Annotated in this window: 19 protein-coding genes; 13 read left to right on the forward strand and 6 right to left on the reverse strand. The window is 64.2% G+C overall.

Features of this window, described 5'->3' with window-relative positions; all coding sequences use genetic code 11:
• The first annotated feature begins 1 nt into the window (after position 1).
• The 3 genes from ftsA to lpxC all read left to right on the forward strand — a co-directional run bounded on the left by ftsA (position 2) and on the right by lpxC (position 3770).
• Positions 2-1228: a cell division protein FtsA gene (ftsA, locus tag KYT87_RS03445; RefSeq protein WP_006217473.1), complete on the forward strand. Its 1227-nt coding sequence runs from the start codon at positions 2-4 to the stop codon at positions 1226-1228.
• 192 nt (positions 1229-1420) lie between these two features.
• The gene (gene ftsZ, locus KYT87_RS03450; protein WP_046804312.1) at positions 1421-2605 is read left to right on the forward strand and encodes a cell division protein FtsZ; all 1185 of its coding nucleotides are present in this window, start codon (positions 1421-1423) and stop codon (positions 2603-2605) included.
• A 241-nt stretch (positions 2606-2846) separates the two neighbouring features.
• Entirely contained in the window at positions 2847-3770 is a 924-nt protein-coding gene (gene lpxC, locus KYT87_RS03455; RefSeq protein WP_046804311.1) for a UDP-3-O-acyl-N-acetylglucosamine deacetylase, read from the forward strand.
• Between the two features lie 204 nt (positions 3771-3974).
• Here lpxC and KYT87_RS03460 read toward each other — a convergent pair whose 3' ends face one another.
• Positions 3975-4382: a DciA family protein gene (locus tag KYT87_RS03460; protein WP_006217476.1), complete on the reverse strand. Its 408-nt coding sequence runs from the start codon at positions 4380-4382 to the stop codon at positions 3975-3977.
• A gap of 127 nt (positions 4383-4509) precedes the next feature.
• On the opposite strand from KYT87_RS03460, the gene KYT87_RS03465 reads away from it, so the two are divergent.
• The 9 genes from KYT87_RS03465 (at position 4510) to KYT87_RS03505 (ending at position 15107) form a co-directional block, all read left to right on the forward strand.
• Positions 4510-5496, forward strand: a complete 987-nt coding sequence (locus tag KYT87_RS03465; RefSeq protein WP_046804346.1) for a M23 family metallopeptidase — start codon at positions 4510-4512, stop codon at positions 5494-5496.
• Positions 5497-5671: 175 nt separating this feature from the next.
• The gene (gene secA, locus KYT87_RS03470) at positions 5672-8407 is read left to right on the forward strand and encodes a preprotein translocase subunit SecA (RefSeq protein ID WP_046804309.1); all 2736 of its coding nucleotides are present in this window, start codon (positions 5672-5674) and stop codon (positions 8405-8407) included.
• A 15-nt stretch (positions 8408-8422) separates the two neighbouring features.
• Entirely contained in the window at positions 8423-9142 is a 720-nt protein-coding gene (locus tag KYT87_RS03475; RefSeq protein WP_046804308.1) for a VOC family protein, read from the forward strand.
• 239 nt (positions 9143-9381) lie between these two features.
• The gene (locus KYT87_RS03480) at positions 9382-10134 is read left to right on the forward strand and encodes a GntR family transcriptional regulator (protein WP_219991698.1); all 753 of its coding nucleotides are present in this window, start codon (positions 9382-9384) and stop codon (positions 10132-10134) included.
• An 11-nt stretch (positions 10135-10145) separates the two neighbouring features.
• A complete protein-coding gene (locus tag KYT87_RS03485; protein ID WP_370638747.1) occupies positions 10146-11120 on the forward strand; it encodes a tripartite tricarboxylate transporter substrate binding protein in 975 nt (324 codons plus the stop codon).
• 59 nt (positions 11121-11179) lie between these two features.
• Positions 11180-12874: a thiamine pyrophosphate-binding protein gene (locus KYT87_RS03490; RefSeq protein ID WP_219991699.1), complete on the forward strand. Its 1695-nt coding sequence runs from the start codon at positions 11180-11182 to the stop codon at positions 12872-12874.
• A gap of 139 nt (positions 12875-13013) precedes the next feature.
• A complete protein-coding gene (locus KYT87_RS03495) occupies positions 13014-13796 on the forward strand; it encodes an SDR family oxidoreductase (protein ID WP_046804304.1) in 783 nt (260 codons plus the stop codon).
• Between the two features lie 78 nt (positions 13797-13874).
• Positions 13875-14333, forward strand: a complete 459-nt coding sequence (locus tag KYT87_RS03500) for an Lrp/AsnC family transcriptional regulator (protein WP_046804345.1) — start codon at positions 13875-13877, stop codon at positions 14331-14333.
• A gap of 162 nt (positions 14334-14495) precedes the next feature.
• A complete protein-coding gene (locus KYT87_RS03505; RefSeq protein WP_046804303.1) occupies positions 14496-15107 on the forward strand; it encodes a gamma-glutamylcyclotransferase in 612 nt (203 codons plus the stop codon).
• 16 nt (positions 15108-15123) lie between these two features.
• Here the strand turns inward: KYT87_RS03505 and pagP are convergent, their stop codons facing one another.
• From pagP to KYT87_RS03525, 4 genes are all read right to left on the reverse strand, one after another.
• Entirely contained in the window at positions 15124-15678 is a 555-nt protein-coding gene (gene pagP, locus KYT87_RS03510) for a lipid IV(A) palmitoyltransferase PagP (RefSeq protein ID WP_104143389.1), read from the reverse strand.
• Positions 15679-15837: 159 nt separating this feature from the next.
• Positions 15838-17310 (reverse strand): magnesium transporter, encoded by a 1473-nt coding sequence (mgtE, locus tag KYT87_RS03515; protein ID WP_046804301.1) that lies wholly within the window; start codon positions 17308-17310, stop codon positions 15838-15840.
• A gap of 10 nt (positions 17311-17320) precedes the next feature.
• Positions 17321-17731, reverse strand: coding sequence for an acyl-CoA thioesterase (locus KYT87_RS03520; RefSeq protein ID WP_046804300.1), 411 nt, complete (start codon positions 17729-17731; stop codon positions 17321-17323).
• A 105-nt stretch (positions 17732-17836) separates the two neighbouring features.
• Complete coding sequence (locus KYT87_RS03525; RefSeq protein ID WP_219991700.1) at positions 17837-18931, reverse strand: YeiH family protein; 1095 nt, start codon at positions 18929-18931, stop codon at positions 17837-17839.
• A gap of 120 nt (positions 18932-19051) precedes the next feature.
• Between KYT87_RS03525 and KYT87_RS03530 the strand changes: the two genes are divergently transcribed.
• Complete coding sequence (locus KYT87_RS03530; protein ID WP_046804298.1) at positions 19052-19945, forward strand: LysR family transcriptional regulator; 894 nt, start codon at positions 19052-19054, stop codon at positions 19943-19945.
• A 3-nt stretch (positions 19946-19948) separates the two neighbouring features.
• On the opposite strand, the gene KYT87_RS03535 is transcribed toward KYT87_RS03530, so the two are convergent.
• Complete coding sequence (locus KYT87_RS03535; protein WP_104143391.1) at positions 19949-21145, reverse strand: M20 aminoacylase family protein; 1197 nt, start codon at positions 21143-21145, stop codon at positions 19949-19951.
• Positions 21146-21155 lie beyond the last annotated feature (10 nt).

Consider the following 21155-nt stretch of genomic DNA (forward strand, 5'->3'; position numbering starts at 1 on the left):
CATGACCCGTGACATCAAGGACCTTATCGTCGCCCTCGATATCGGCACCAGCAAGGTGGTGGCTGTGGTGGCTGAAATTTTGCCCGAAGGGCGATTCGAAGTGCTCGGCCTTGGCCAGCACGAATCGCGCGGCATGCGCAAGGGCGTGGTCGTCAACATCGAGACCACTGTGAATTCCATTCAGCGCGCGCTTGAAGAAGCCGAGCTGATGGCAGATTGCAAGATTCGCGACGTCTACACCGGCATTGCCGGCAGCCATATCCGCAGCTTCAATTCCAGCGGCATGGTCGCTGTGAAGGACAAAGAAGTCACCGCCACCGACGTTGCCCGCGTCATCGAGACCGCCAAGGCGGTGAACATCCCCACCGACCAGCAAGTGCTGCATGTGCTGACCCAGGAGTTCATCGTTGATGGCCAGGAAGACATCCGCGAGCCCATCGGCATGAGCGGCCTGCGCCTGGAAGTGCGCGTGCACATCGTGACGGGCGCGGTCAGCGCCGCGCAGAACATCGTCAAGTGCGTGCGCCGCTGCGGCCTGGAAGTGCAGGACCTGATCCTGCAACCGCTGGCCTCGAGCCTGGCCGTGCTGACGGCCGACGAAAAAGAACTGGGCGTCGTGCTGGTGGACATCGGCGGCGGCACCACCGATGTCGCCATCTTCACCGGCGGCGCCATTCGCCACACCGCGGTGTTGCCGATTGCCGGCGACCAGATCACCAACGACATCGCGGCCATGCTGCGCACGCCGACGCCGGACGCCGAAGAGATCAAGCTGCGCTACGGCGTGGCCAAGCAGGTGCTGGCCAGCCCGGACGAATCCGTCGAAGTGCCCGGCCTGGGCGATCGCGGCCCGCGCCAGGTCAAGCGCCAGGCATTGGGCGCCGTGATCGAGCCGCGCGTCGAAGAACTGTTCACGCTGGTGCAGCAGGTGGTGCGCGATTCCGGCTACGAAGATCTGCTGGCTTCGGGCGTTGTCCTGACCGGTGGGTCGGCGCAGTTGCCCGGCATGATCGAACTGGCCGAGGACGTGTTCCTCAAGCCGGTGCGTGTGGCGGTACCCGAATACGAAGGAAGCTTGGCCGACGTGATGCGCAACCCGCGCTTCTCGACGGTCATGGGTTTGTTGCAGGAAGCACGGATGCAGCGTGTGCGAGGTCGCAAGGTCGCCGCTCAGACAGGCAATTTCAAAAGCCTGCTAGCGCGCATGAAGGAATGGTTCATGAATTAAAGAGGAAGGGGCAGGTTGGGGCCTGCTCCTTGGAACGCGTCGCGGCAGTATCGCGGGGCGGACCAGAAAGGGGAGGCGTCTCAAACCCGTCGCGGACCATAGCAGTCGGCATCGGCTTTGAGGCGATTCACAAAATATAGGTTGTTGGGGAATTTTTGTGATTTGCAAAATCGGACTTGTGAGGGAGTCATCATGATGAACTTTGAGATGCTTGAGAACAACACCAAAGGGACCGTAATCAAGGTCGTTGGTGTGGGCGGTGCGGGCGGCAATGCCGTCGCGCACATGATTCGCAGCGGCGTGCACGGCGTGGATTTCATCTGCGCCAACACCGATGCGCAAGCGCTGGCGGCAACCAATGCCCCGGTGCAGATTCGCTTGGGCCGTACCGGCCTGGGCGCGGGCGCCAAGCCCGAGCAAGGACGTGCGTCGGCTGAAACCGCGCGCGAGGAGATCCGTGCTGCGCTGAACGGCGCTCACATGGTCTTCATCACCGCCGGCATGGGCGGTGGCACCGGCACCGGCGCGGGTCCGGTCGTGGCCGAAGTGGCAAAGGAACTGGGCATCCTGACCGTTGGCGTGGTCACCAAGCCTTTCACGTTTGAAGGCAACAAGCGCCTGAAGATGGCCGAGGACGGCATTGCCGAACTGGCCAAGCACGTGCATTCGCTCATCGTGGTCCTCAACGAGAACCTCTATGAACTGATGGACGAGGACGCGACGCAGGAAGACTGCTTCCGTTCGGCCGACGATATCCTGCACAACGCTTGCGCGGGCATCGCCGAAATCATCAACGTCGAAGGTAACGTCAACGTCGACTTCGAAGACGTCAAGACGATCATGGGTGAGCAGGGCCAGGCCATGATGGGCACGGCATCGGCATCGGGCGCGGACCGCGCACGCGTCGCCGCCGAGCACGCCATTGCATGCCCGTTGTTGGAAGGCGTGGACTTGAACGGCGCGCGTGGCGTGCTGGTCAACATCACCGCCAGCCGCTCGCTGAAGATGCGCGAAACGCGCGAAATCATGGAAACGATCCGCAGCTACGCTTCGGACGACGCGACCGTGATCTTCGGTACGGCCTACGACGAATCCATGGGTGAAAACCTGCGCGTGACCGTGGTTGCAACCGGCCTGGGCCGTGCGCAAGCGCGTCCGCAACTGGTGCAAAGCACGGCTGAAGTGCTGCGTACCGGTACCGACAACATGCCCATGGGCACGATGCCGGCTGGTCAAGGTGGCGATTACCGCAATCTGGATATGCCGTCTGTCATGCGCAACCCGCGCAGCCAGGCGTCGGCCCAGGTGCGTGCGTTGGAAAGCTCGGGCATGGATCATTTCGACATCCCGGCATTCCTGCGCAAGCAGGCGGATTAAACGAAAGAGCCGACTACAGGCTCTGAATCGCAACTCCCTCATCTCCGGCTCGCTTGTCCCCGCGGGCGAGCCGGAGGCGGAGCGGTCCGTGTTTCCCTTGCACGGTTCTATAAAGGGACGGAAGTATCGGTCGATCCGGGTTGCTTGATGGCGCCAAGGATCGGACAGCGTTACAATACGTCAGTTACGCCGGCAATCTGTACTCTTCGTGCCGGCTTCCTGGCTCTAATACCCAAGCATCATGTTCCGACAGCGCAGCATTCAGAATCTCGTCCGCACGACAGGCGTCGGCGTCCACTCCGGACGGCGGGTAGAGCTCACCCTGCGTCCGGCACAGCCCAATACGGGCATTGTTTTCCACCGTGTTGATTTGCCCGAAGTCGTGGACCTGCCTGCTCAGGCCACCGGCGTGGGCGACACGCGCATGGCGTCCGTCCTGCAACAGGGCAACGTCCGCGTATCCACGGTAGAGCACCTGATGTCGGCTTTGGCCGGCCTGGGTATCGACAACCTGCATATCGACCTCACTGCCGAAGAAGTCCCCATCATGGACGGCAGTGCGGCAACCTTTGTTTATCTGTTGCGCTCGGCGGGCATCGTCGAGCAGAACGCGCCCAAGCAGTTCATCCGCGTCAAAAAGACGGTGGAAGTGCGCGAAGGCGAAGGCCGCAACGAAAAATGGGCACGGCTGGAACCGCACGAAGGCTACGCATTGGCCTTCTCGATCGACTTCCGCCACCCCGCCATTGATTCCACCGCCAATTTTGCCGAGATCGATTTCGCCACGCATTCGTACGTGCGTGAAATTGCCCGCGCGCGCACGTTCGGTTTCGTCAATGAAGTGGAAGCGCTGCGCTCGATGGGCCTGGCCCGTGGCGGCAGCCTGGACAACGCTATCGTCATGGATGAATACCGGGTGCTGAACAGCGACGGGCTGCGCTATGACGATGAATTCGTGAAGCACAAGATCCTGGACGCCATCGGCGACCTGTATCTGTTGGGCAAGCCCCTGGTGGCCCGCTACGTGGCGTGCAAGTCGGGCCACGGCCTGAACAATCAGTTGGCCCGTGCGCTGCTCGCGCAGCAAGATGCCTGGGAACTGATCACCTATGAATCGCAGGCTGAAGCGCCGCAAGCCTTCCGCCACGAATGGAAGCTGGCGTAACGCCGGGTTCCTGACGGGATGCGGGCGGGGGCGCGATGCCCCGATTTCGTCCGTTTACCGCCTTGTCCGACCAATGGGCGGGGCCGGTCATCATCCCCTGATGCAACAGTCGCCATCCGGCTGCAAACCATCGTCGTAGTCCGACAAGAACTTGGTTTCGCTTCGTTTCCATGCGCCGTGCGCGCCGGACAAAGCCGGATAGCTTCAGCTACTCTTGTGATGCCTCAAGAGCTTGGCAACCGCGTCGGCCAACGGGCCGGGGCGCAGTTTTTCGTGCAGCGTCTCGAACGCGCCCAAGGCGGTATTGCCCAGGGGTTGCGCCTCTTTGGGGGGGCGTGGCTGACGGGCGCCGGGCTTCGGTAACCCCGCTTGTACCTTGACGGCAATTTCGTTAAGGTTCCAGCCTTGATCGGCCAGGGCACGCGCCACGCGCGGCGCCAACTGACGCATCTTGGCTGCGTGCGCGGCACTGGGCACCACAAGATGCAGGCACTGGTTTTCCAGTTTGCCCACCTGGCAGACGGCACCTAGCGGGGCGGGCAGAACCGCCGCCACCGCATACTGAATTTGCAAGTGCTTGCGGGCAGTCGCCAAGACTCCGGCGCCCCGCATGTCATGACCCAGCCATCCCAGAGCGGTATTTTCTTTCCGCCGGCTGGAACTGGAACGTTGACGGTATGAAGTGGGTCTATTCATCCCGGCTCTAGAGAATTAGGAAGCAATCTTGAAAATCGTGATTATGCACGCCCGCGACGGGCGGGACGGGCATTTCACCCTGGGTGGCGCGCGGCTGGCGTTGCTGCTTGGGGCCGCTCTGATGACAGCCGCCATCTTTGGCGCCGCGCTACAGCGCTACCTTACTCCCATCCTGCCGGCGGTACACACCGTGGGCTGGCCGCTGGCACAACAGCCGGGTCGCGATACCGATTTCCTGCGTGGAAACATGAACCTGCTGGCCGCCAAGGTAGGCGCCCTTCAAGCCAAGTTGGTCAGCATCGACGGCTTGGGCCAGCGCGTGGCCAAGGTGGCGGGCGTGGCGTACACCGACCCGGAACTAGCCAAGCAACTGGCCGTGGCGCAGCCCGAAGCGCTGACCCAGCCGGAAGCGACCCAGGTCATGGATGACCTGTTCACTGACCACCCGCCGCCCAGCGCGGCGTCCGCCGAAGCGCTGGGCCGCCAGCTGGACGAAATCCAGGCGCGGCTGGCGCAGCAATCCGACAACCTGAAGCTGCTGGACGCGGCGCTGACCAAGCGGTCGGCCGACCAGGCCCGCATGCCCACGGCGATGCCCATCACCGATTATCCCTATCTGAGTTCCTCCTACGGCTGGCGCCGCAATCCGGTGACGGGTCGCACCGCCATGCACGAAGGCCTGGACTTCGCGGCGCCTTCGGGCACCCCGATCCTGGCCGCTTCCGGCGGCGTGGTGCTGGAAGCCAAGTTCCAGCCCGGCTTTGGCAATATGGTCGAAATCGACCATGGCGACGGCCTGATCACGCGCTACGCGCATGCGTCGTCGCTGATGGTCAAGCAGGGGCAACTGGTGGAACGCGGCCAGCAAGTGGCTCGCGTGGGCAGTTCCGGCCGTTCGACCGGCCCGCATCTGCACTTTGAGGTCCGCCTTGCCGGACAACCGCTGGACCCCCGTTTGTTCCTGGGATCGCAGCAGAACGCGCCGCCCGCCGTGGCCCAGGCCGCCGCGACTGAACCTGCGGCGCGCTGACCGGTCAAACCGGTCATCTTCAGCACTCTGGCCATAGGGCCAGGCTATTACGCGCCAGGTGCGTTAAACTGGTTCGTTTCCCAGCGGACCCCCGCTCAACCAATAAATCAAAGTCACGGGAGGCGCTGCCCTTGCCCTTTGCAGGCGCGGCGTGGCTCGTGCGGCCGACATACGCATGGTTTCTCTGCTCAAAAAACTCATAGGTAGCCGCAACGACCGGCTGCTTAAGCAGTATCGCAAGCTGGTAACCCAGATCAATGGGCTCGAGCCCAAGATTTCCGCGCTTTCCGATGCGGAGCTGGCGGCCAAAACTGACGAATTCCGATCCCGATACGCCCAAGGTACGTCGCTTGACGACCTGCTGCCCGAAGCTTTCGCCGTCGTGCGCGAAGCCGGCAAGCGCGTGTTCGGGATGCGCCATTTCGACTCTCAGTTGCTGGGCGGCATCGCGCTGCACAGCGGCAAGATTGCCGAAATGCGCACGGGGGAAGGCAAAACGCTGATGGCGACGTTGCCCGTTTACCTGAATGCATGCGCCGGCAAGGGCGTGCACGTGGTGACGGTGAACGACTATCTTGCCCGCCGTGACGCGGAATGGATGGGGCGCCTGTACCACTTCCTGGGCATGACCACGGGCGTGGTGGTGCCGCAGCAGCCTAACGAAGAGAAAAAGGCCGCCTACGCCGCCGACATCACTTACGGCACCAATAACGAATTCGGCTTCGACTACCTGCGCGACAACATGGAATACCGTGTTGAGGACCGCCGCCAGCGCGTGCTGTTCTACGCCATCGTCGACGAAGTGGACTCGATCCTGATCGACGAAGCCCGTACGCCGCTGATCATTTCGGGCCAGGCCGAGGATCACACCGAGCTCTACATCCGCATGAACGCGGTGCCGCCGCTGCTCAAGCGCATGGCCAGCGAGCCCAAGCCGCAAGAGCCGGAACCCGAAGGCGATTACTGGGTCGACGAAAAAAGCCAGCAGGTTTACCTGTCGGAAGCCGGTCACGAGAATGCCGAGGCCATTTTGGCCCGCCTGGGCATCCTGCCGGAAGGCGAATCGCTGTACGACCCGCGCCACATTGCCCTGATGCACCACCTGATGGTGGCCTTGCGCGCCAACAACCTGTTCTTCCGCGATCAGCAATACGTGGTGCAGGACGGCGAAGTGGTGATCGTCGACGAATTCACGGGCCGCCTGATGGTGGGCCGCCGTTGGTCCGATGGCCTGCACCAGGCCGTTGAAGCCAAGGAAGGCGTGAAGATCCAGCACGAGAACCAGACGCTGGCATCCATCACGTTCCAGAACTACTTCCGCATGTACGAAAAGCTGTCCGGCATGACCGGTACGGCCGATACGGAAGCGTACGAATTCCAGGAAATCTACGGGCTTGAAACGGTCATCATCCCGACCAACAAGCCGATGATCCGCAAGGACCAGAACGATCAGGTCTTCAAGACCGATCCGGAAAAGTACAACGCGATCCTCGAAGACATCCGCGACTGCCACGAGCGCGGCCAGCCCGTGCTGGTGGGCACGACCAGCATTGAAAACTCCGAGCTGCTGTCGGGCCTGCTGAAAAAGGCCAAGCTGCCGCACGAAGTGCTGAACGCCAAGCAGCACGCCCGCGAAGCCGAGATCGTTGCCGAAGCCGGCAAGCCGGGTCACATCACCATCGCCACCAACATGGCCGGTCGGGGTACCGACATCGTGCTGGGCGGCAGTGTGGACAAGCAGGTCGACCTGATCCGCGCCGACGAATCGCTGTCGGAAGCCGAAAAGAATGCGCGCATCGAGAAGATCCGCGCTGAATGGAAGCCGCTGAACGAGCAGGTCAAGGCCGCTGGCGGCCTGCGCATCATCGGCACCGAGCGCCACGAATCGCGCCGTATCGACAACCAGCTGCGTGGCCGCGCCGGCCGCCAGGGTGACCCGGGTTCGTCCCGTTTCTACCTGTCGCTGGAAGACTCGCTGATGCGCATCTTCGCGGGCGACCGCGTGCGCGCCATCATGGAACGCCTGAAGCTGCCCGAGGGCGAGCCCATCGAGGCGGGCATGGTGACGCGTTCGATCGAAACCGCGCAGCGCAAGGTGGAAGGCCGCAACTTCGACATCCGCAAGCAATTGCTGGAATACGACGACGTTGCCAACGACCAGCGCAAGGTGCTGTATTCGCAGCGTAACGACGTGCTGGAAGCCGCCAGCGTCAGCGCCACGGTGAACAACCTGCGCGATGCCGCCGTGGTCGAACTGTTCAACACGTACGTGCCGCCGGAATCGGTCGAAGACCAGTGGGACGTCCCCGGCCTGCAAAAGGCGCTGGAAGCCGACTGGCACTTGCACCTTCCGCTGACGGAAATGCTGGAGAAAGAATCCAACCTGACCGACGAAGACCTGCGCGAACGCGTGGTGGCCGCGGCGCGCGATGCGTACCAGGCCAAGGTTGACCAGGTGGGCGTTGAATCGTGGTCGCAGTTTGAACGTTCGATCATGCTGCAATCGATCGACACGCACTGGCGCGAACACTTGTCGTCGCTGGACTACCTGCGCCAGGGCATCCATCTGCGCGGTTACGCGCAGAAGAACCCCAAGCAGGAATACAAGCGCGAAGCCTTCGAACTGTTCTCGGGCATGCTGGATCGCATTCGCGACGACGTCGTGCGCGTGTTGATGACGGTGCGCGTGCAGTCGTCCGAGCAGGTCGAGCAAGCCGAAGCGGAAGCGGCGCAATCGCACGTGCAAAACGTGCAATACCACCACTCCGACTACGACGAGGCACTGGCCCAGACGGAATCGGACGACAGCGCGCAGCCCGTGCGCAACGCGCTGCCCAAGGTCGGCCGCAACGACCCGTGCCCGTGCGGCAGCGGCAAGAAGTACAAGCAGTGCCACGGCAAGCTGGTCTGATCAGGGGATAACGCCATGCTGCATTCTGTCGGCCGCACCGAATTCGACCACGCCGTCGTGATGGTGCGCGACCGGCTGGATGCGCTGGCGCCGCACTTTGAACGCCAGGGCTTTCACCTGAGCGACAAGGCGGTGCATAACCTGGGGTCCTGCAATCGCCTGATCGTGCTGGAAGGCACGTATGTGGAATTGCTGGGATGGCCGCCGGGGGCGCCGCCCGCCCGCAAGGAAATCGCGGATTCGCCGTTCGGGCTGGAGGCACTGGTGTTTCGCACCTATGACGCCGACGCCACCTACGAACGGCTCAAGGCCGCCGGGTTCGCCGTGAACCCTGTGCAAGAACTGACCCGCCCGGCGATGCTGGACGGCCAGGAAGTGCAGGCCAAATTCCATACCGTGCGTTTTGCCGAGCAGCCCTTGCCCGGCATCCGCATGTATTTCTGCCGACATCTGACGCCGGAATGCGTGTGGTCGCCGGCATTGATGGCGCATCCTAATGGCGCGCGCAGCCTGATTCGCATCGACGCGCGCGCGGCGGATGCGCAAGCGGTGGCCGAGCGCCTGGCGCGGGTGGCGGACGTATCCGCCGAAGCTGCTTCGGGCGGCTGGGACGTACCGCTGGCCAATCTGCGCATTCACGTTCAGCAAGACGCGGCAGCGGTAACGCCCGTGTTGTCCACGCTGACGCTGGAAAACCGCGACGGCGCCCACTACACGCTGGACACCGGCCTGTAGCTTCCCGACGGGCGTGTCGGTCGCGCCGCGCCCGTTTTCTGACTTCCACACTTGTGATCCCCGGCTGCATTTTTCGCAGCCGTGTCGCGTTGCGTCCCTTTTTGGCTTCGCGGCGCCCGGACCCGCCTCTTGCGGGCAAACCCTGCTTGCAAGGCAAAGTGTATGCACTTTAGTATGCACTTCATCCCGCCGCATTTCCCCACCCCGATCTCCTCTATTTGCCAGCCGGATTCCGCTCCATGACGCAGTCGCCCACCGTCCATCGTCCCGCTGCCCGCACCTCCGCGGGCCAGGCCGAGCTGTACGGCGCGGTCAAGGCGATGGCGGTGCGCTTTGATTTCAAGCCCGGCGAACGCATCAACGAAGTTGAGCTGGCGCGCCGTTTGAACGTCAGCCGTACGCCGCTGCGGGAAGTGCTGAACCAGTTGATGGTTGAGGGCTTTCTGACCCGCTCGGTCAACCGCGGATTTATCGCCCGCTTGCTGGACGCCAAGCAGATTCACAGCCTGTACGAATACCGCGCGGTGCTGGAAGCGGGCATCGTGCGCGCCGCGTGCGAGCGTGCCAGCGATGAAGAACTGGCCCAGTTGCGGGCATTCGTCGAGCGGTCGCGCGATGTGCCGGAAGACAGCGACGCCACCCGCTTGCTGGAACTGGACGAAGCGTTTCACCTGCATCTGGCGGGGCTGTCGCGCAATGAAGAATTCGTGCGGGCCCTGGAAAGCGTCAATGCCCGGATTCACTTCGTGCGCTGGATCGATATGCAGCAGGGCCGGCGCAGCCACACGCAGGGCGAACACCTGCGCATCGTGCAGGCGCTGGAACAGCGCGACATGGATGCGCTGCCCGCGCTGATGGGCGCACATATCGGGCGCCGCCTGGATCAGATTACCGACGTGATACGCACAGGCTTTTCTACGATTTACATGCGGGACCAGGCCGAACCCGCCACGGTAGCGCCGGCCAACACCACAACAGCAGGGGAAAAATAATGAATCACACAATGAAGCGGATCCTGGCGGGCTTATGCACGCTGGCTGCCGCCGGGGGCGCCATGGTGGCCGCACCCGTCGCCGCCGAAGAACGGCCGTTGATCCTGGTGGTGCCGTACCCGCCGGGCGGCAGCACCGACATCCTGGCGCGCATCTTGCAGCCGCGTCTGTCGCAGCAACTGGGGGGGCGCGCGGTCGTGGTTGAAAACCGCCCCGGCGCGGCCAGCCAGATCGCCACCGCTTTCGTGGCGCGCGCCGAACCCGATGGCAATACGTTGCTGGTCAGCTTCGACAATCACGGCATCAACCCGGCCGTGAAGCCCAAGCTGCCCTACGACACCTTCAAGGACTTTGTTGCCATCTCGCAGACCGTGCGTTTTCCGCTGGTCATCGGCGCCAATCCCAATGTGCCCGGCAATAACCTGAAAGAGTTCCTGGCCGCAGCGGCGAAGGAATCGCCCAACAAATTCAACTACGCGTCCACCGGCGTGGGTTCGCTGAACCATCTGGCGCCCGAAGAACTCAAGCGCCTGTCGAAGGTTGAACTGCTGCATGTGCCGTATGGCGGCGGCGGCCCGGCCATCCAGGCCGTGGTGGGCGGGCAGGCCAATATGACGTGGCTGAGCTTTGCGGCGCTGCGCGGGCAGATCCAGGGCGGCAAGATCAAGCCCCTGGCCGTGGCCGGCGAAAAGCGCCTGCCTGAATTGCCCAACGTGCCGACGGTGATCGAATCGGGCTTTCCGGGCTTTGTCGCGTATTCCTGGAGCGGCATGTTCGCCCCGAAGGGCACGCCCGACGCGACCGTGAAAAAGCTGACGGCCGACTTCAAGGCGGTGCTGGCTGACCCGGACATCAAGAAGAAGGTGACGGAAGCGGGCTTCGAAATCGTGGCGTCGAACGGCCCCGAACTGGACGCCTACGTGAAGTCGGAATACGACCGCTGGAGCGCCTTCATCAAGAGCAGCAACATCAATCTGGATAACTGAGCGGCGGTAAACCGGGCGGCGCGCCGCCCGGTCCCGTCCGCGATACTCGTGGAGATGACATGGAAAATTTGACCGGCGCCGAAGCCACGGTGCGGATGCTGCAACACAACGGTGTCAAACATATTTTTGGCCTGTGCGGCGACACCAGCCTGCCGTTCTACGACGCGCTGTACCGCCTGGATCACGGCATGCAGCACATCCTGACGCGCGACGAACGTAGCGCGGGCTACATGGCCGACGCCTATGCGCGCGTGACCGGCAAGGTCGGCGTGTGTGAAGGCCCCAGCGGTGGCGGCGCCACCTACCTGTTGCCTGGTTTGGTCGAGGCCAATGAATCGTCGATTCCGGTGTTGGGCATTACGTCCGACGTCGCGGTGGGCTCGCGCGGCAAGTATCCGTTGACGGAACTTGACCAGGAAGCGCTGTACCGCCCGCTGACAAAGTGGAACCGCACGATCGACCGCGCCGACCAGATCCCCGGCATGGTGCGCGCGGCGTTCCGCGCCATGACGACCGGCAAGCCCGGCGCGGCGCACCTGTGCTTTCCGTATGACGTGATGAAGCAGCAAGTGGACGCTTCCGACATCTGGGCGCAGCCCGAACACGGCCGCTTCCCGGCCATGCGCGTGGCGCCGGACCCCGCGGACGTGGCGCGTGCCGCGCAGCGCCTGGTGGGCGCGCGGTCGCCCGTCATCATCTGCGGTGGCGGTGTGGTCATCGCCGGCGCCAGCGGCGCGTTGCAGGAATTGGCCGAAGCGCTGAAGGCCGCCGTGTGCGTGACCGTGAGCGGGCAGGGCAGCCTGGCCGACACGCATCCCCTGAACGCGGGCGTGGTCGGCTCCAACGGCGGCGTGATGGCCACGCGCGACGTGGTCGCCGCAGCCGACGTGGTGCTGTTCGTGGGCTGCCGGGCCGGGTCCACGTCCACGGAACACTGGCGCTTCCCGAACCGCGACGTGCCGATCCTGCACATCGACGTCGATCCGATGGTGATCGGCGCCAACTACCTGACCGAAGTGGGCCTGGTGGGCGACGCCAAGCTGGCGTTGGAGGCCCTGGGCGCCGAAGTAGAGGCGCGTCTGGCGCACCGCAATTCGGACGCCGTGGATGGCGCCGTGCTGGCCGGCCGCGCCAAGGCCGCGCGTCGGGCGCAGTTGGAGCCGTTGGCCAACAGCCTCGAGGCCCCGATTCGCCCCGAGCGCGTCGTGCAATCGCTGAACCGGCTGCTGCCCGACGATGCCGTGGTGTGCGCGGACCCGGGCACGCCGTGCCCGTACTTTTCGGCGTACTACGACGTGTCGCGCCCCGGCCGGCATTTCATTACCAACCGCGCACATGGCGCGCTGGGCTTCTCGATGTCGGCCGCGCTGGGTGCGTGGGTGGGCCGCCCGCAGTCCAAGTGCGTATCGGTCATGGGCGACGGCAGCTTCGGCTTTACCGTTGGCGAACTGGAAACCATCGTCCGCCACAAGGCGCCGTTGCTGATGATCGTGTTTTCCAATTCCGTCTACGGCTGGATCAAGGCCAGCCAGAAGGCCGGCTACGACGAGCGCTACTACAGCGTGGACTTCAACCGCACCGACCATGCCCGCATTGCCGAAGCCTATGGCGTGAAGGCATGGCGCGTCGAAGATCCCGCCAAGCTGGACGCCGCCATCAAGGCCGCCATGGAACATGACGGCCCGGCGCTGATCGACGTGGTGGCGCAGCCCTTGCAGGACGCGGCCGCGCCGGTCAGCCAGTGGATGGGCTGATCGCGCCTGATCGCGCAGCGGTACCCAGGGCCCTTCGGGGCCCTTTTTTTTGCCTGCGCGCACTGCCGCTGGTCCTATACTGATCCGCTTTGGCGCGGCGACGCCGCGCGGTCTGCAACACATCAACGGGGAATCGGGCATGGATCTGGGGATCAGTGGCAAGACGGCTTTGGTGTTTGGTGGCAGCCGCGGCATGGGGCGCGCGTGCGCCTTGCAGCTGGCGCGCGAGGGCGTGGCGGTGACAATCGCGGCACGCAACCCGCAGACGCTTGAGCAGGCAGCCGCCGAGATCTCGAAGGAAACCGGCATCGGCGTGGGCTGGGTGTCGGCCGACTTGACTCAGGCAACTGGCCGCGATGCGGCGCTGGCGGCGTGCCCGCATCCGGACATCCTCGTCAATAACGCCGACGGCCCGCTGCCCGGCGATTTTCGTGATTGGTCCCGGGACGATTGGATCGCGGCGCTGGACGCCATGATGCTAGGCCCCATCGACATGATCCGGCGCGTGGTGGACGGCATGGTCGAGCGCCGTTTTGGCCGCATCGTCAATATCGTGTCGCGCAGCGTCAAGGCGCCGCATGCGGAACTTGGCCTGTCCAACGGGGCGCGTTCGGGGCTGATCGGTTTCGTGGGTGGCCTGGCGCGCCAGACCGTGCGGCACAACGTCACCATCAACAACCTGCTGCCCGGCGCCTTCGCGACCGATGCACAGATTCGCCACATCCAGGGCATGCTGGACGAGGCGGGCGGCAAGACGTTCGAGCAACTGTGGGACGAACGCGCGCGCAGCAACCCGGCAGGGCGTTACGGGCAGCCCGAGGAAGTGGGCGCGCTGTGCGCGTATCTGTGCTCGGCGCAGGCCGGCTATATGACCGCACAAAGCGTGCTGATCGACGGCGGCGGCTACCCCGGCACGTACTAGGCGCAAGCCGGGCCTCGCGCTGGACGCGCGCGGGACTAACAGGCAAGATTGGCACCCATGCCGTTCGAGAAAAAGCCCATGGACCAGACCGACATCAAGATATTGGGGTTGCTGCAAAAGGACGCCACGTGCTCGGTCGCGGAAATCGCCGAACAGGTGAATCTGTCGGTCACACCATGCTGGCGGCGAATTCAGAAGCTCAAGGACGACGGGGTCATTGCGCGCAACGCCATCTTGCTGGACCCGCGCGCGCTGGGGTTGAACCTGACCGTTTTTGTCTCGATCAAGACCAGCCAGCACAACGAAAAATGGACGCAAAGCCTGATCAACGCAGTCATGGCGTTGCCCAATGTCGTTGAATTTCACCGCATGGCGGGCGACATCGACTACCTGCTCAAGGTTGTGGTCGAGGACATGGCGGCGTATGACCGCTTCTACCGCCGGCTGATCGGCGCCGTGGACTTGCTGGACGTCAGCGCCAGCTTCTCGATGGAAATCATCAAAAGCACCACCGAATTACCGCTGGACGCGGTGTAGCAACGCGCCGCGCAAATTTTTTTCATTGCGGGCAGTTGAGGCGGATGCAAATTTCTTTCGGCGCGTTGCAAAACGCCTATCTCGCAATTCTTTTGCGCGGCCGTCGGCGTAGGATATCGCTCATTCCCTGCTGGGGAATGAATCGGGATATCAGAGGACCCTATGTCGTTCGCAGTACCCGCCGGCTGTGCCGGTCTGGAAAAAACGCGGCAAGCGCTATCGGTGGACGACCTGTTGGCCGGCTGGAACGGCGTCGACGACTTGTGGGTGTTCGCCTACGGTTCCCTGATCTGGCATCCCGGCTTTGCGTGGCGCGAACGCCGCCTGGCAACCGTGCGCGGCTATCACCGGTCCTTGTGCCTGTGGTCGCGCGATCATCGTGGTTCTCCTGACAACCCGGGGCTGGTGTTCGGCTTGAACCGGGGCGGTTGCTGCCGGGGCGTGGCGTATCAAATCGCCGCCGCCGATGTGCCCGACGTGTTCCAGGCGCTGTGGCGCCGCGAGATGGTGACGGGCGCCTATACGCCCCGCTGGCTGACCTGCCACACCGAATCCGCGCCGGTGCGCGGGCTGGTATTCCTGCTGAATCGCGCCTGCGACGAATATGCCGCCGATCTTTGCGACGATCGCCTGATCGCGTCCGTGCGCAGCGCCGTGGGGCACTCGGGGCCTTGCCTGGATTACGTGGTGGAAACCGAACGCGCGTTGCGCGCCCACGGGATCGACGACTGGCGGCTGGGCGATCTGGTGCGCAGGCTGGGCCAGGCGTTTTAAGCTTGCGCGTGGCGCCCTAGAAGTGCCAGCGCCCGAACATATACAGCACGTTGCCCGCGCCGGACGCGCCGGGGATATAGGTCGCGTAGAACATCGCGTCTTTGTAGCCCGCGCCCACCAGCGGCAGGATGCCCGGAAACGGCACGTAGCCCATGATGTCGTGCCGCGCGGTCAGGAAGACGGTGTAGCCCGCGCCCAACCGGAAGTTCTCGCTGACCTGTCCGATTTTCAGGAAGCCATAGCCCGCAATGGGCTCGACCTTGCTGTGCGAATCCAGAAACGCCATGGCGTACAGGCCCTGCCAGTCGCCGTCTTCGTCGTAGATGCTGCGGCCATAGCCGCCGCCCCATGCCAGCTCGTTGAAGCTGTCGATTTTTTCTTTGCTGTACGTGGCGCGGTTGTGCCAGGCGTAGCCGGAAACGTAGAGGTCGTGGCCGCCTTCGGTCCAGATCTGGTCCAGGCGATTGCAAGCGGATTGCGCCCACGAGGGCAGGCTTTCACAGGCCTGCGCGGCGGCGGTGAAAGTCGAGAGCAGCAGACAGAGGATCGCTGCCCGAAATTTGGCGTTCATTGCGGGTAAACAGGGGTAAAGATGACAATTCGATGACTGTACATGTAGTCATCGCTGCATCCCTGTCAGATGGCTGTCATGCATCGGCGTGCGTAGCCACCGCCCCAGGAAGGGGGCGGCACACCAGCGCAAAAACAAGAATTTTCTGTGGTGGCCGAGCTACAGCAAGAAGATCGTGGCCAAGCCCAGAAAGATGAAGAAGCCCAATGAATCGGTGGCGAACGTCAGCAGGACCGACGACCCCATTGCAGGGTCCTTGCCGAACCGCGCGCGCACCATCGGCACCAGCACGCCCACCGATGCACCGACCAGCATGTTGCAGATCATCGCCGCCATCATCACCAGCGCGATCGACAGCGAATGCGAGATGACCCAGGCGAACAGCGCCGCCACCAGGCTGCCGCACAGGCCGACCAGCAACGTCACGAAAAGCTCACGCTTGACCAGCTGCCACAGGTTGCGCCCGGTGATCCGGCCCATGGCCAGCGCCCGGATGATCAGCGTCATGGTCTGGTTGCCCGAGTTGCCGCCGATACCCGCAACGATCGACATCAAAAACGCCAGGATCACGATCTGGCTGACCGTGCCTTCGAATTGTGAGGCCACGAAAGACGCCGTGGCGGCGGTACAGAGGTTGAACAGCAGCCAGGGCGCGCGGTTGCGCAGCGCGGTCGTGACGGGCGCGAAGATGTCTTCTTCTTGCAGACCGGCACGCGACAGCGCTTGTTCTTGCGAGTCTTCACGCATCACGTCCACGACGTCCGCAATGGTGACGCGGCCGATCAGGCGGCCCTGGTCGTCCATCACCGGCGCGGACACCAGGTCGTAGCGTTCGAACGCGCCGGCGGCGTCGGCGTCGGAATCCAGCGGGTTCAGCGCCAGAAAGTCCGAGTTCATGACGGCGCGCACTTCGGTCTCGGGTTCGCTGACCAACAGGCGCGACAAGGGCAGAATGCCTTGCAGCTTGTCCTGGCGGTCCACGACGAAGATCTGGTCGGTGTGATCGGGCAGCTCGTGCAGGCGGCGCAGGTAGCGCAGCACCACTTCCAGCGTGACGTCCTCGCGCACACGGACCATTTCGAAGTCCATGATCGCGCCCACGCTGTCTTCCGGATAGCCCATGGCTTCCAGCAGCTGCGCACGTTCTTCTTCGGTCAGGCCCTTTTGCACTTCGGCCACCACGTCGGGCGGCAGGTCGGGCGCCAGGTCCGCCAACTCGTCGGCGTCCATGTTGCCGGTGGCGGCAACCAGGTCCTGGCGGTCCATCGCTTCGATCAGCGATTCGCGCACCCAGTCTTCGACTTCCAGCAGCACGTCGGCGTCGTGCTCGGGGCTGACCAGCTTCCAGATGGCCTGGCGTTCGTCCTTGGGCAGCGATTCCAGGATGAAGGCGATGTCGGCCGGGTGCAGGCCGTCAAGCAGCGTCTTGAGTTCGGCTTCGTGCTGGCGGTGGACCAGGTCTTCGACCAGCGGCGCCTTGGCATCGCCTTCTTCCTGGCGATGCACCAGGTCGGCCACCAACTGCTGGCGGCGCAGGCGTTCCTGCACTTCGGCCAGGGCGGTCTGGGCGTCTTCCGGGTCGAGGCGGCGGGGCGTCGCGGGCGGTTTCTGCGCGGCGGCGGACTGCGTCATGCGTTACGGCTCAAAGAGAAGGTAGGGGGCGGCTGCGCCGCGCTTCGTCGGTGGCGACGTAGGTCAGCGTGGCCTCGGTGACCTTGACGACTTCAGCGTCCAGGCGTTGGCGCTGCGCGTAGACCTCGACGGACACGGTGACCGAAGTGGTGCCGGTCTTGACGATGGCCGCGTAAAAGCTGAGCAGGTCGCCCACGAAGACGGGCTCTTTGAACTGGAAGGCGTTGACGGCCACGGTGGCGACCCGGCCGGCGGCGCGGCGCGCGGCGGGAATCGAGCCGGCGATGTCCACCTGGGCCATGATCCATCCGCCAAAAACGTCCCCGTGGATATTTGCGTCGGCCGGCATCGGCATGACGCGCAATACCGCGTCGCGATTGGCGGGCAAAGTCGTAAACGGGGTTTTCGGGCTGGAGGTCATGCGGCCGACTCCAATGCATGGGAACCAGCCGATTATGCAGGAAAAACGAGACAGCGGCGTGCGCGGCGCAGGCCGTCGCGGCGCTTTGCCGCGACGGCCTGAAAATCAGGTCGCCAACTTCACGATGCCGTAGCCGCCAACCAACAGCCAGGCATACAGAATGAGCCCTAGGGCCATTACGCGGGGGCCCGCCTTCTTGATCTGGGCAAAGCGCGTTTCGATGCCCAGCGCGGTCATGGCCATGGTCAGCGCAAAGATGTCCAGGCGGCGGATGGCGGCGATGGCGTCGGCGGGGATGATGTTCAGCGAATTGATGATGGCCAGCACCAGGAAGCCGACGGCGAACCACGGAATGGGCAGCTTGCCGCCCTTGGCCTGGCCGCCCGACTGGCTGGCCGCGCTGCGCAGATACATGCCCAACACCAGCAGCACCGGCACCAGCAGCGCCACGCGGGTCATCTTGACGATGGTGGCGACTTCGGTGGTGGCCGGGTCGATATTGCTGGCCGCGCCCACCACTTGCGCCACTTCGTGGATGGTGCCCCCGATATAGATGCCCAGCGCCTGCGTGTCCAGGCCGAGCCAGCCCGCGTGATAAAGAATCGGATACAGGAACATGGAGAGCGTGCCGAAAAGCACGACCGTGGCCACGGCTACCGCGCTTTTGTGGGGCGCCGCCCGCAGCGTGGGTTCGAACGCCAGCACCGCCGCCGCGCCGCAAATGGCGCTGCCGGCGGCGGTCAGCATGGCGGTGTCGCGGTCCAGGCCTAGCAGGCGCTGCCCCACGACCGTGCCAATTACCAACGTGCCCAGCACTACCGCGACCGACACGGCCAGGCCGGGCAGGCCCACGGCGGCGATCTGCTGGATGCTGATGTTCAATCCGTAGAACGCCACGGCGATGCGCAACAGGCGGCGCGCGGTGAAGTTCACGCCCACGCCCCAGTCCGCCGGCATGGTGCCGCGCAGGAAATTGCCATACAGCATGCCGCAGACGATGCCCACGACCAGCGGCGAAAAGCCCAGCTGGCGAATGGCGGGCAAGTCCGCCAGTTGCATCACGGCAGCCGCCATCAGGCCGACGAACAACACGCCATTGAGCTTGTCGCGCCAGGGCGTGGCGGTGGCTGTGGGGGCGGCGGTTGCGGCGGGTGCCGCCGAGGCGGGCAGGGGAACGGCGGTGCTGGAAGAGGTGCTCATGACGGGCCTTTGCGGCATATCTAAATAACTAGACGAAATATTAAGTCGCGGGTCGTTATTTGAAAAATCTTCAATTTTGATATGTAATATCGGAAATTCTGATAATAAGCACCGCAATCCATGACCCCTGACCAGCTCCTCACATTCGCCTGCGTGGCCGATACCGGCAACATCAGCCGCGCGGCGCAGGTGCTGAATTTGTCTCAGCCGGCCGTATCCGGGCAGTTGCGTGCGCTACAAGATTGGTTTGGCGAACCGCTGTACCGGCGCAGCGGCCATGGCATTGCGCTGACCGAGGCCGGCGAGCGTCTGGCCGAACAGGCACGGCAGCTGCGGCAGGTGTACCGGCAGGCGCAGGCCGTGCGCGAATCGTGGCGCGGGCTGGAAACGGGTGCGTTGCGGCTGGGCGCCAGCACCACGCCCGCCAGCTATCTGCTGCCCCGGCTGGTGGCCGACTTCCGTTCCGCCTTTCCGGCGGTCAGCCTGCATCTGTCAGATGGCAACACCCGCGAAATCGTCGAGCGCTTGCCCGCGCTGGACCTGGCTTTTATTGAAGGCGACGTGCCCTCGGGGCTGCCCGCCGACACGGCGGTGCACGCGTGGCGTCAGGACGAAGTGGTGGCGATCGTGCGCGCCGACCACGCGCTGGCGTCCAAGGGCGCGGTGACCTTGCGTGATCTGGCGGCGTCCGCCCTGGTCATGCGCGAGCCCGGTTCGGGCGTGCGTCGGCTGGTCGAGCGCGCCTTTGCCGATGCCGGCCTGGCGCCGTCGGTGGGGCTGGAATTGGCGGGGGTGGAAGGGGTGAAGCAGGCGGTGCGGGCGGGGCTGGGCGTGGGCTTTGTGTCCGTCATGTCGATGCGGCATGAAGACGGCGCCCTGGCGGCGCTGCGCTTGTTGCCCCGGCCGTTGACGCGCACCCTGAGCATCCTGGTGCCGCATGCGGATGCGGCCGCCCGCGCCGCTGAACGCTTTCTGGCGATGTGCCTGGCGGTCGGGGCGGCGGACGGCGGGTAGCGGTCAGGCTTTGGCCAGGCGCTTCAAGGCCAGCTGGACCCAATACGTGCCGCCCAGCGGCAGCAGTTCGTCGTTGAAGTCGTAGCTGCCGTTATGCAGCATGCAGGGGCCCAGGCCGTGGCCGCTGTCGCGGTGTTCTCCCGTGCCATTGCCGATCCAGACGTAGCAGCCCGGCAGTTCCTGGAGCATGAACGCAAAGTCTTCCGCGCCCATCGTGGGCTGCACGTGGTCGTTGACGTTGGCCTCGCCCACGATGTCGCGCAGCACCTCGGCGCAGAACGCGGCCTCTTCGGCGTGGTTGATGGTGGGCGGGTAGTTGCGCTGGAACGTGAACTCCACCTCGCAATCCATGGCGGCGCAGGTGTGGCGCGTGATCTCTTCCATACGGCGTTCGATCAGGTCCAGCACGTCCAGCGTGAACGTGCGCACGGTGCCGCGCAGTTCAGCGTGGTTGGGCACGACGTTGTCGGCGCTGCCGGCATGGATCTGCGTAATGCTGAGCACCGCGGCGTCCAGCGGATTGCGGTTGCGCGTGATGATGGTCTGCAACGACTGCGCCAACTGCACAGCGGCCATGACCGGGTCGATGCCCAGGTTGGGCATGCCGGCGTGGGTGCCCTTGCCTTTGACGACAATCGAAAACTCGTTGCTGGACGCCATGATGGGGCCGGGCGTCAAGCCGAATTGGCCGGGCTTCATGCCGGGCCAGTTGTGCATGCCGAACACGGCTTCCATGGGGAAACGCTTGAACAGGCCGTCGTCGATCATGCGCTTGGCGCCGCCGCCGCCTTCTTCGGCCGGCTGGAAAATCACATAGACGGTGCCGGCGTAATCGCGGTGTTGCGCCAGGTATTGCGCGGCGGCCAGCAGCATCGCGGTGTGGCCGTCATGACCGCAGGCGTGCATCTTGCCGTCGTTCTTGCTGGCGTGCGCAAAACTGTTCACTTCTTGCATGGGCAGCGCGTCCATGTCGGCGCGCAGGCCCACTGCGCGATCGCCGGGCTGGTTGCCGCGGATGATGCCGACCACGCCCGTGCCGCCCAAGCCACGGTCGACCTCGATGCCCCATTCTTCAAGCTTGGCCGCCACCACGTCGGCGGTGCGGAATTCTTCGAAAGCCAGTTCGGGATGCGCGTGGATGTCGCGGCGGATCTTCGAAATATCCTGGTGCCAGGCGACGATGGGTTCGAGCAGTTTCATGGGGAAAGGT

The sequence above is a fragment of the Achromobacter sp. ES-001 genome (assembly GCF_019448355.1).
GTDB lineage: Bacteria > Pseudomonadota > Gammaproteobacteria > Burkholderiales > Burkholderiaceae_B > Achromobacter > Achromobacter spanius_B.